Origin of the sequence: Streptosporangium vulgare, from assembly GCF_042428775.1 — a bacterium.
GTDB lineage: Bacteria > Actinomycetota > Actinomycetes > Streptosporangiales > Streptosporangiaceae > Streptosporangium > Streptosporangium vulgare.
Window position 1 is genome coordinate 1 of sequence record NZ_JBHMBS010000050.1, and the last position, 11,395, is coordinate 11,395.

Consider the following 11,395-nt stretch of genomic DNA (forward strand, 5'->3'; position numbering starts at 1 on the left):
TCGCGGCCGGGGGAGGCCCGATCCAGGTGAGCCCCGCGTCGATCACGGCCTGGGCGAACCCGGCGTTCTCCGCCAGGAAGCCGTAGCCGGGGTGCACCGCGTCGGCCCCGGACTGCGCGGCGATCCGCAGCAGCTTGGCGATGTTCAGGTACGTCTCCGCCGGAGACTGGCCGGCCAGCGCGTACGCCTCGTCCGCCATCCTGACGTGCAGCGCGTCCAGGTCCTGCTCGGCGTAGACCGCCACGCCGCGCAGCCCGGCGTCCTTGCAAGCACGCGCCACCCGTACGGCGATCTCACCGCGATTGGCGATCAGGACCTTCCTCATCACGCGTTCCTCCGTGAAATCACGCGTTCCTCCGTGAACGTGGTGACCGATGACCTCGGGTGTGGATCGGACTCCGCACTGCGCTCGGTCCCTGTACTTCGCTCGGACTCCGTGCCGCCGCTCAGATCCTGTGCCGCCGCTCAGGTCCTGTTCCGCTGCTCAGATCCTGTTTCGCCGCTCAGACTCTTTGCTGCGCTCGATCCCTGTACTGCGCCTGGTCCCGGTAGAGCGCCCGGTCCCTGTAGTGCAGCCGGTCGGGGCGTGCCGAGATGGCGATGGCGGTGAGGATGAGCCCCTCGCTCGCCATCCAGCGGCCGCGGAACCCGGTCAGCGGGCGGCCGAACAGGCTGGGGCCGTTCACCAGCAGGCGGGCGAAGAAGGTGCCGCCGACCGGGTCGAACGTCACCGTCGCGCTCTCGAAGTCCAGCCAGCGTTTGGTCAGCGGGAACCACGCCTTGTAGACGGACTCCTTCGCGCTGAAGAGCAGGCGGTCCCAGGAGGGGCCCGGGTGCTCCCTGGCGAGGATCCGGATGGCCTCGCGCTCCTCGGGTTTGGAGATGGCCTCCAGCACCCCGCCGGCGATGCCCCTGTCGGGTTCCGCGTCTATGCCGATCGTGAGCCCCTCGCTGCTCGCGCCGACCACGGCCGCGCGGTAGCCCGTGCAGTGGGTGATGCTGCCGACGACGCCCTTGGGCCACTGGGGCTCGCCGCGCACGCCGGGCAGCACCTGCTGCGGGGGCAGCCCGAGCGCGCCCATGGCCTTCCTGGCGCACATCCGCGCCGTCGCGAACTCCGCGCGCTTCTGCTCCACGGACCTGCTGATCACCTCTGCTTCGGCGGGAAAGAGCATGGCGTCGGCGTGGTCCTCGAAGGTGTCGGCAGCCATCGCCCATGGGGGCAGAATGTTCGCGATCAAAGCTTCGGCGTTCACATTTTCACTGTAGGGAGGCGGTGAACGCGGGAGAATCGTCGCGACGCGCTTCTGGGGTCGCTCAGAACTTGATCAGGGGGCGGACGGGGTCATCGGGTCGGTGTGATCAGCGAGGCGTCGATCGCCCGGTTGACGGCGTCGATGCGCGAGGCCGCCCCGAGTTTCACGAAGATGTTGCGCAGGTGGCGCTTGACCGTGGCCTCCGTGGTGTTCAGCCGGGAGGCGATCTGCCTGTTGCTGAACGCCTGGGCGACCAGTTCGAGCACCTCCCGCTCCTTGGTCGTCAGGACCTCGGTGCGCGCGGTCTCCATCTGGGCGAGGCTCTCGGGGGAGACGACCAGGATGAGGCGGTCGGGCTCGTAGTGCACGCTCCTGATCGCCGCGACGAGTTCGTAGCGGTGCACGGTCTTGAGCAGATAGCCCCGGATGCCGGCGGACAGCAGCTGCCGCAGGAGATGCGGCCCGTCGTACATGCTCAGGATGATGATCTGGGTGGTCGGTGAGATCACGCGCGCCCGGGAGACGGTGTGCGTGACCGCGTCGCCGGGGATCTCGACGTCGAGCAGGAGGACGTCGGGGCGCTTCTGCGAGACCAGCTCCAGAGCGGTGAACGAGGTGCCGGCCTCGCCCACGACCACCAGGTCCTCCTGCGCCTCCAGGATCTCTCGCACCCCCTCGCGGAACAGGGCGTGATCGTCGACTATCGCTATTCTGATGGGGTGGTCACTCTTGATCATCGAAGGACCCCGGTAATGGCACGGCGAGATCGATTCGGGTGCCCCGTCCCACTTCGGTGCTGATGGTGACCATGCCGCCGAGCAGGGCGGCGCGTTCCTGGATCGAGGCGAGCCCGAGGCTGTGATGGGCGGGACGGCTGTTGACGTCGAAGCCGCATCCGTCGTCGATCACCGACGCCCGCAGCTCGTGCGGCGCGATGTCGACCCTGATGTAGATGGACGACGGCTGACCGTGCCTGAGCGCGTTGCGTATCGCCTCGCTCAGGATCAGCAGGCACTCCTCGCTGATGGCCGGGGTCGCCCAGACCTCGTCACCGTTGACCACCAGCTCCGCCGTCATGTCCTCGACGCCGATGGCCTCGAGGTGGGCGAGCAGTGCTTTCTCCAGGCTCTGTATCGGTTCGAGGGGGTGTAGGTCGGAGGTCAGCTGACGTAATCGCCACATGGCCTCCTGGATGGCCTCCTGCACCCGCTCCATCTTGACGACCGCCTGGGCGGGGTCGCTGGTGCGGTACATGACGCAGAGTTCGGCCTGCCGGTGGGCGACGCTGAGACTCTGACCGATGCGGTCATGAAGTTCTCTCGCGATGCGTCCGCGCTCGGCCACGTGTGCCTCGTGCACCTTGCTGAGCAGGAATCCGGCGTAGCTGGTCGCGGCTTCCCTGATGCGGAGCGAGACGGACTGCTCCAGCGTGGTGACCACGTTCCTGAGCAGCCGGTCAGTCTCGGAGTCGTCCTGGATGCACTTGCTCAGGATGGTGAAGGCCGCTCGGAAGAACACGGAGGCGGCCAGCAGCGACTCTTTCGGATGGACACCGGTGGCCGCTCTGGTCAGACCGATATCCCAGGACAGGAAGCGGAACGACTCGTCGGAGTGGGGAAGACCGTTGTCCAGCGCGGCGGCGATATCGGTCAGGATCTGATTGGCGTTCGCCATGACCTGGGCTTTCGCCTGCTCGTCCTGGACGAGGACGCTCCCGACGACTTCCAGGTCCTGTTCGTACTTAGCGAGGATATCCGCTCGACACTCTTCGATAAGAGCTGCTGAGGGACTCTGTGTGTAGGCTACTCCATCGTCGTCTTCCGCCATCCTGCCCCCTGCTTCCCTGCTGCCCCCTGCTGCGTTTCCGGGTTTTCCCCAGATGTTCACATCATGGTTCATGGATGGCAAGTAGGCAACCGACACTCGGTGAACAGGGCAGTCAAGCGGCAAACCCGAGCCTAACTCAATTATCCCAGGGCCCTTTACTGAATATCTCACAAATAGTCAGTATTTTTATATTGGAAGCAACTCGCCGAGGGCGAATGTGAGGCCGGCCAATGCCGCGAACCGCGCACCCGTGGCCGTCGCCACGGGTGCGCAGTCCCTGATCAGACGCGCGGCACGGGACATCAGAGGTGCGGCGCGACGACGGCGGCCGCCTCCCTGCCGCCCCGTCTGAGGGCGACCCCGACCGCCGACAGGGCCGCGCCCACGGCGGAGGCGTCCACGCCGACGCCCCAGACCGTCCTCCCCCCGACCCGGCAGTCGGCGTACACCACGGCCTCCGCGCCCCCGGCCGGGTCCGCCTCGGCCGCGCGGTGCACGGTGCGTACGTCGATGCCCCAGGGGGCGAGTTTGGCGCCGATGGTCCTGGCGTCGTGCTCCCCCGCGCCGTCGAGGTGGAGTGTCGCGGCGACCCTCCCGCCGGCGACGTACGGCTCGCCGACCGGGCCGTCGGAGGAGACGTACTCCTTCTCGAACAACTCCCGGACCCGCTCGGGCGAGAGCTCGCTGCCGAGCAGTTCCGCGTTCGACTGGACCACGGCCGCGAAGTCCTTCTGGAGCTCCTTCGGCAGCCGCATGCCGTACCAGGCGCTCATGACGTAGGCGACGCCGCTCTTGCCGGACTGGGTGGTGATGCGCACGATCGCCTCGTAGGTGCGGCCCACGTCCTTGGGATCGACCGGCAGATACGGCATCAGCCACGGCCGCTCGTCGACACTCACCCCGTCCTCGGCCGCGCCGCGCTCGAGGTCGTCGAAGCCCTTCTTGATGGCGTCCTGGTGGGAGCCGGAGAAGGACGTGTAGACCAGCTCGCCCCCGTAGGGGTGCCTGGGGTGCACGGGGATCTCGTTGCACCACTCGACGGTGTCGCGGATCCTGTCGATGTCGGAGAAGTCGACGCCGGGGTCGACGCCGTGGCTGAACATGTTCATCCCCAGTGTCACGAGGCAGACGTTGCCCGCCCGCTCGCCGTTGCCGAACAGGCAGCCCTCGATGCGCTGGGCGCCCGCCAGGAGGGCGAGTTCGGCCGAGGCGACTCCGGTGCCCCGGTCGTTGTGCGGGTGGATGGACAGGCAGACGTGTTCCCTGCGCGAGAGGTTCCGGTCGAGCCACTCGATCTGGTCGGCGAAGACGGAGGGCAGCGAACGCTCCACGGTCGTGGGGAAGTTCAGGATTATCGGCCGGTCGGAACTCGGTTCCCACACGTCCATGACGGCTTCACAGACCTCAAGGGAGAAGTCGGCCTCGGTCTCGTTGAACAACTCGGGCGAGTACTGGAAACGGAAATTGCCACCACGGAGCTCTTTTTCGGCATATTTCTTCACCAGCTCCGTACCACGAACGGCCAGGTCCTTGCACTGCGCCCGGTCCATTCCGAACACCACGCGCCGAAACAGCGGGGCCGTCGCGTTGTAGAGGTGGAGCGTGGCCCTGGGCGCTCCCGACAGGGAGCGGATGGTGCGCTCGATCAGCTCGTCGCGCGCCGGAACCAGGGCCGATATCCATACGTCGTCCGGGATACGGTCCTCCTCGATGAGGAGGCGGACGAAGTCGTGGTCGTCCTGGCTCGCGACCGGGAACCCGATCTCGATCTCCTTGTAGCCGATGTCGACCAGAAGCTCGAACATCCGAAGCTTCCTCGCCGGGGACATCGGGTTGGCGAGTGACTGGTTGCCGTCTCGGAGGTCGGTGGACAGCCAGCGCGGTGACGAACTAATCCGCCCGTCCGGCCACGTCCGATCGGGAAGAACGAGGGGAGTAAAATCGGAATAACGCTCCACAGCACGGTTCGCGCCCATTCCCCAATCTCCTTCACTGAGATTATCCGACTGCCTCGGATGTTCACCATTACCAAATAGCGATTGAATTCCCCGGTCAAGACGGGCGGTCAGGAGAATTCCCGTCCCGCACCGAAGGATCATTTCGGGTATCGAAAGTTCGAGCCGGTGTGCCCGTCCGACCACCCCGGGTCCAGACATCGGATGTCTGGTCGGGAGTGTCGTGTGTGACACTAGATCGAAAACCTGACGTCGATCTGCGACGAACCCTCCTCTGGCAAGCGCCTTCCACGAACGCGCCCCAGGCGGGGACACGACTGGAAACGATCATTCATCGATCTTCAGTTTGGCGAAAGGGCTGACAGTGACGACGAGCATCGGTCCCTCCACCGGGTCTTCTCTCCCCCTTCGGCACGGCGTGTTGTGCCTGGCCGAGGCCCGCCCCTCCGTACAGCTCAACTTCCTGCTGCGCTTCCTCACCGGGGCGTCGCTGAGTTCCGCCGTCGCCGACGAGGGCGACCTGGGCAGGACGGCGTGGGGCGCGCTGACCTGGGTGCTGGCCGTCTTCGCCGTCTATCTCTACAACGGCGTCACGGACGTGTGCGAGGACCGGCTCAACGGCTCGCGCCGGCCCATCGCGCGGGGGGAGTTACCGCCGGGCTTCGCCACCGTGGTCGCGGCCGGGGCCGCGGTCGCGGCCGTCGCGATCAGCCTGGCGCTGGGGCCGGTGAGCGTGGGAATGATCATTTTCATGCTGGTTCTCGGCTACCTCTACTCCGGCCCGCCCTTCCACCTCAAGCGCAAAACCAGCGGGACGGTCGCGATCGGGCTGACGGCCAGCATCCTGACCTACTACGCCGGCGCCCACGCCTACGCGGGAGGGATCGACAGCGGGACGCAGCTGATCGTCTTCGTCCTCGCCGCCTCGCTCTGGACCGGCCTGGTGGGCACGACCACCAAGGACCTGCCCGACCTGGAGGGCGACGCGGCGGCCGGCCGCGTGACGTTCGCCGTCGTGTACGGCGAACGCGCGCTGCGACTGGCCATCGTCAACGTCTCTCTCGCCCTGCCCACCGTCGTCACCGGGGTCGTGCTGCTGCTGGGGGACACGTCGCTCTATCTTCCCGCGGCCGCCATGTGCCTGGGCGGGCTGGCCATCGCCCTGCTCTGCCGCGGCCCGATCCCGGCCGGGCCGCGCCGGCGGCGGCCGTACGCCGTCTTCATGGTCACCCAGTACGTGCTGCACGTCTGCGTGATCGTGCCGCAGCTGGCGCGTGACTGGCCGCCCCTGTGAGCGGCCGGTCACGCCGCTAACGGCCGGCCGGCCTGGCCGGGTGCGCCCCCTCGCGGGCGAGGCCGGGAACGCGGCCGGGCTGGGCCCTCAGGTCCGGCGGCAGGTCCGAGCGCCGGGTGATGTTCAGCTTGCGGTACACGCGCGTCAGGTGCTGCTCGACGGTGCTCACCGTGATGAACAGCTTGTCGGCGATCTCACGGTTGGAGTACCCCACCGTGGCCAGGCCGGCCACCCTGCGCTCGGCGTCGCTGAGGATGGCGACCACCCTGCTCGTCCTGCCGTCCCCGTCGTCCGCGCCGCCCTCGTCGGCGAGCGCCTGGCTCAGCGGGCGGGCACCGCACTCCTGGGCCAGGACCCGCGCGCGGCTCGCGATGATGCCCGCCCTGCGGAACTCGCCCACGCCGTGGTACGCCTCGGTGAGGTCGATCAGCGCCCTGGCCAGCTCGTAGCGGTCTCCGCAGGCCTGCAGGTGCTCGGAGGCCTGGCGCAGGAACATCGGCCGGTGCCGTATCTCGCTGGTGGCGGCCAGCACCCGCAGCGCGACGCCGTCGGTGCGCTCCGAGCCCGAGGCCGACCGGCTCAGCTGCTCCTCGACCAGCTCGCGGGCCTCGTCGTGCCTGCCCAGCGCGATGAGGGCCTCCGCCGCGTCCGCGCGCCAGGCGACGAACCCGGGGGTGTCCATCTTCCAGGCGGTGAGCAGTTCCCCGCAGAGCCGGAAGTCGCGCAACGCCGCCACCGGGTTGTCGACGGCGAGCTGGTACCGGCCGCGGGCCTGCAGGAACCGCACGCCGCACCTGGTCTGCAGCATCGCCTCGGGGAACACCTGGTTGAGCTGCGCGAGCGCCTCGTCGTAGCGTCCCATCGCGGTGGCGGCGAGTATGAGGGTGGCCACCGGGTCGCCCACGGCCACGCCCCAGCTGCCCGGCGGAATGATCTCCAGGGCGAGGCGGGCGTACGACGCGGCCTCCTCCAGCTCTCCCTGGCGCAGCGAGATCTCCGCCCGGATCGCGGTGAGGCGTGCCCGGCGGGCGGGCGAGCCCCCGGAACGCAGCTCCCCGATCAGCGCGTCGCACCGCGGCGCCGCCCGGTTGGACTGCCCGGCGTACACGAGGGCGAGCAGCGCGCTCTCCACGGTGTCCATGGACATCTCGTCCAGGTTGGAGCCACGCAGGATCCGCTCGGCCGTGGTCACGATCTGGTCGTGGGGGCCGCCGGTGAGCACGCCGGCCAGCGCGTTGATCGACTCCAGGCGCCGGCTCACCTGGAACGGCAGCACCGCCTCGCTGATGTTCTTGCCCGCCCAGCTGCTCATGTGGGCCAGGAGCGGCGGCGCGGAGCAGCGCAGCCACATCCTGGTGCTCACGCCTTCGGCGACCGTGTGCGGGTCGGTGTCGCCGAACTCCGCCGCGCGCTCCAGGACGTCGCAGGCGACGTCCACCCTGCCGTGCCACAGCAGCGCCCTGGCCAGGATGATCGCGTCACTGCCGCGCAGGCTCCCGTTGTGCAGCGCGTCAGTCAGCTCCTCCATGTGGCTGATCGGCGTCTTCGGGTCGATGCGCCACTCGGCGCGCATCAGCATGGTCGCGATCGCCGTGCGCTCGTGGTCGCTCAGGCGCCCGCGCAGGGCGAGCTTGAGGTAGTCGACGGCCGACTCGACCTCGCCGTCGGTCAGCCTGCGGCGGGCCGCCGAGCGCAGCACGGGCACGGCCCAGGAGGCGTCGGCGTCGTCGGCCTTGCTCAGCTGCTCGGCGATCGCCAGGTCGGAGGCGCCCTCGCTGTTCAGCAGCTCGGCCGCGCGCCGGTGCATGTACTGGCGCTTGTCGGCGCCGAGGTCGGCCAGCACCGCCTCCTCGCCCGCCTCGTGGTGGAACCGGCCGTCGGCCAGCAGTCCCGCCGTCTCCAGCCAGCGGATCGACAGGGGGACCGACGGCGTGTCCGCGCGGGCCAGCCGGTGGACGAGCGCGGGGTCGTCGATCGCCGCCACCCATCTGGCCACGTCCAGCAGGGCCGGGTCGACGCGGTGCAGGCAGGACAGCACGGCCTCGCCGTACCTTTCCGCCGGCGCTCCCGTGCCGTTCCTCGCGAAGTCCTCCAGGAGCCCGTCCAGCAGGATCGGGTTGCCGCCGCTGAGGTCGTGCCACTCCGGCGCCAGCCGCTCGGCCGTCTCGTGTCCCAGGCGCTCGCCCACCATGCCCAGCACGGCGTCGCGCGAGAGCGGGAGCAGCCGGATCGCGGTGCAGTGCGGCTGCCTGATGATCTCGGTGGGGAAGAACCTGTCGGCCTGGTGCGGGTAGTCGGCGTGCCCGAACACCGTCATCACCGGCGACGACCTGGCCCGGCGCATGAAGTACGACAGGCACATCTGCGAGGCGCGGTCGGAGTCGTGGACGTCGTCGACGACGATCACCAGCGGGAGCTGTTCCGCCAGGGACAGCAGCACCCCGCAGAGTCCCTCGACGACCGGGGTCTCCAGCCGCTCGCCGCCCTCGCGCAGGAGGTCCATCGCGCGCACGCGCAGCCGCTCGCCCAGGGGGGCGTTGTGGAAGAGCTGTCCCAGCACGCCGAGCGGGAGGTCGCTCTCCGCCCGGGACGCCGTCGCCACGAGCGGGAGCGCCCCGCGGTCGTAGGCCTGCTCGGCGAAGGAGTGCAGCAGCTCGCTCTTACCGGTGGCGACCACCCCGGTCACCATCGCGACCCTGCTCCTCCCCTCGACGGTCTCGGTGAGGAGCCCCTGCAGGGAGGCCATCGCCGCGTCTCTCTCAAAGAACCCCATGCCGAACACCCCTCACGAGAGTGAGAACGATTGTCCTTGGTCTGCATAACCGATTCATGACTAATACGCTACGCCGCCCCTTATACGCCCACAATGGGGTGACCCTTAATAGCACCCGGTCTACAACTTTCGATTCCCGGAGAGCACGGAAAAGCGCCGCGCCCGGATTTCAGGGGGCGCGGCGCACGGAATCGGGCGTCTGTGTCCTTGATTATTCAGCGATCCTCGTCCTGGTCGTCCACCGGTAGATCAGCCCCTGGCAGGAGCCTTCGAGGTGGTAGTGCTCCTCGGTGCGCTCGAAGTGCTCGTAGCCGCTCCGGTATTGGACCTTGACCTTTCCGTCCGCCTTGTCCAGCCGTCGGTATCGGGCAGTCTCCGGAAAGTCGACGGGTCCACCGAGAAGAAAGACATTGACATCGTACGGGCCGTGGTCGGAAATCGTGCAATCCGCATGAACCTCTCGTGTCGAGCCGGGGGCTATGGTCACGGGCACCTCCATGGATTGACCTTTATCACATATTAGAAAACCGCTTTCCGGGAGGCACCCCCAATCGACCCCTACGACTAGCTGTCGCGCGCCGTCCAGCGGAACGTCCGCAGGCACAGGACCAGGCCGACCACGCACCACAGGCCAAGCGCCAAAGCCACCATCGGCAGCTCCCAGCTGCCGGCCGGCTCCAGGACCACCGCCTGCTCGGGCAGGAACACCGACCGCATGCCCTGGGTCATCCACTTGAGCGGGAAGATCGACGCGAAGATCTGCAGGAACCACGGCACGTCGGAGAAGGGGATGTAGACACCCGAGCAGAACTGCACGATGAGGAAGGGCAGCGTGATCACCGCGTTGGCCCCGCGCGTGGACTTCGGCAGGCTGCCGATCGCGATGCCCAGGAACGTGCAGGCCATCCCGCCGAGGATGAGGACCCAGGTGAACGTGAGCCACTGGGTGACGGTGGTGGGCAGCTTGACGCCGAACATCAGCACCCCGACCGCGATCAGGAGGATGACCTCGGCGACCATGCACACCAGGACCTGGATGATCTTCCCGCCGAAGTAGGCCGTGCGCGGCATGGGCATGCCGTACAGCCTCTTGAGCGTCCCGTCGTGGCGCTCCAGCGTGATGTTGATGCCCAGGTTCTGGAAGGAGGTGCCCATGATGCCGGCGCCGATCATGCCGGCGGTGAGGATCTGGGCACCCGTGATGCCGGGCAGTCCCTGCCTGCTCCCCGACATCGCGCCCAGCAGCATCAGCATGATCGCCGGAAGCGAGAAGATGACGATGAACTGGCTCTTCGTGCGGAAGAAGCCCTTGAGCTCCATCGCACCGCGCTTCAGGGTCAGCCGGCCGACGCCGGGCAGCCGCACCTCCTGCGCCGGTCGGATGTCGGTGGGTGGTGTCGGTTGCGTCGGTTGCATCGGCAACGTGGTTGTCACAACTGCTCTCCGATAAGGCCTAGGTAGGTGTCTTCGAGAGTCGGCCGCCTGACGGTCAGGTCGGGGATCTCCCCGTCGAACTGCGCGATGAGCTCGGCGACGACCTTCGTGGGTGTCGGGGTCTTCACGCGGCGTTCCCCGTCCGGGGTGGACCAGCTGACCGTCGCGTCCGCCCGGTCGCGGCCGGCCAGCGTGGCCGGCTCGCCGAGCGCGACGACCCTGCCCTTCGCGATCACCCCCACCCGGCTGGCCAGCGCCTCCGCCTCGTCGAGGTAGTGCGTGGTCAGCACGATGGTGGTGCCCTCGTCGGAGAGCAGCGAGATCAGGCCCCAGAACTGGCGGCGGGCCTCGGGGTCGAACCCCGTGGTCGGCTCGTCCAGGAAGAGGAGCTCGGGGTTGCCCACGACGCCCAAGGCCACGTCGACCCTGCGCCGCTGGCCGCCGGAGAGGTGGCGGATGTGGGCGTCGGCCTTGCCGGCCAGGCCCACCAGCTCGATCACCGAGTCGGGGTCGCGCGGGCGCGGGAAGTAGCTCGCGAAATGGTGCACCGTCTCGCGGACGGTGAACTCGGCGGCGTCGGTGGCCGACTGCAGCACGATTCCGAGCTTGGACCGCCACAGGCGCCCGGCCCGGCCGGGATCCTCGCCGAGCACGCTGACCTCACCGCCGTCCCGGCGGCGGTGCCCTTCCAGAATCTCGACAGTGGTCGTCTTGCCGGCGCCGTTCGGGCCCAGGAGCGCGAAGACCTCCCCCCGGTTGATGTCCAGGTCGATGCCGTCGACGGCGGTCAGGTCGCCGTATTTCTTACGCAGCTCACGTACACGTACTGCTGAGTCGCTCATGCTCCATAGGGTTC

The 11,395-nt window shown here is 68.3% G+C and carries 10 protein-coding genes; 1 reads left to right on the forward strand and 9 read right to left on the reverse strand.

The genetic code is table 11. The features are described 5' to 3' along the window. The 5 genes from ACFFRH_RS42590 to ACFFRH_RS42610 all read right to left on the reverse strand — a co-directional run. On the reverse strand, nt 1-325 hold a 325-nt coding region (locus ACFFRH_RS42590; RefSeq protein WP_386163796.1), incomplete at its 3' end, for a biotin carboxylase N-terminal domain-containing protein. Nucleotides 326-503: 178 nt separating this feature from the next. Beyond that, nucleotides 504-1,256, reverse strand: coding sequence for a 4'-phosphopantetheinyl transferase family protein (locus ACFFRH_RS42595; protein WP_386163798.1), 753 nt, complete (start codon nt 1,254-1,256; stop codon nt 504-506). Nucleotides 1,257-1,345: 89 nt separating this feature from the next. Further along, a complete protein-coding gene (locus ACFFRH_RS42600) occupies nt 1,346-1,993 on the reverse strand; it encodes a response regulator (RefSeq protein ID WP_344747676.1) in 648 nt (215 codons plus the stop codon). After that, a complete protein-coding gene (locus ACFFRH_RS42605; RefSeq protein ID WP_344747675.1) occupies nt 1,980-3,083 on the reverse strand; it encodes a sensor histidine kinase in 1,104 nt (367 codons plus the stop codon). Before ACFFRH_RS42605 ends, ACFFRH_RS42600 begins: the two co-directional genes overlap by 14 nt. A 302-nt stretch (nt 3,084-3,385) precedes the next feature. Beyond that, a complete protein-coding gene (locus ACFFRH_RS42610) occupies nt 3,386-5,059 on the reverse strand; it encodes a 2-isopropylmalate synthase (protein ID WP_344747674.1) in 1,674 nt (557 codons plus the stop codon). A gap of 343 nt (nt 5,060-5,402) precedes the next feature. On the opposite strand from ACFFRH_RS42610, the gene ACFFRH_RS42615 reads away from it, so the two are divergent. Beyond that, nucleotides 5,403-6,332 carry a UbiA family prenyltransferase gene (locus ACFFRH_RS42615; protein ID WP_344747673.1) on the forward strand — a complete coding sequence of 310 codons (930 nt, stop codon included), beginning with the start codon at nt 5,403-5,405 and terminating at the stop codon, nt 6,330-6,332. A 16-nt stretch (nt 6,333-6,348) separates the two neighbouring features. Here the strand turns inward: ACFFRH_RS42615 and ACFFRH_RS42620 are convergent, their stop codons facing one another. From ACFFRH_RS42620 to ACFFRH_RS42635, 4 genes are all read right to left on the reverse strand, one after another. Then, nucleotides 6,349-9,105: a helix-turn-helix transcriptional regulator gene (locus ACFFRH_RS42620; RefSeq protein WP_344747672.1), complete on the reverse strand. Its 2,757-nt coding sequence runs from the start codon at nt 9,103-9,105 to the stop codon at nt 6,349-6,351. A gap of 211 nt (nt 9,106-9,316) precedes the next feature. Beyond that, nucleotides 9,317-9,592 carry a DUF5988 family protein gene (locus ACFFRH_RS42625; RefSeq protein ID WP_386163803.1) on the reverse strand — a complete coding sequence of 92 codons (276 nt, stop codon included), beginning with the start codon at nt 9,590-9,592 and terminating at the stop codon, nt 9,317-9,319. A gap of 77 nt (nt 9,593-9,669) precedes the next feature. Next, complete coding sequence (locus ACFFRH_RS42630) at nt 9,670-10,521, reverse strand: ABC transporter permease (protein ID WP_386163805.1); 852 nt, start codon at nt 10,519-10,521, stop codon at nt 9,670-9,672. Between the two features lie 14 nt (nt 10,522-10,535). After that, the gene (locus ACFFRH_RS42635; RefSeq protein WP_344747668.1) at nt 10,536-11,381 is read right to left on the reverse strand and encodes an ABC transporter ATP-binding protein; all 846 of its coding nucleotides are present in this window, start codon (nt 11,379-11,381) and stop codon (nt 10,536-10,538) included. Nucleotides 11,382-11,395 lie beyond the last annotated feature (14 nt).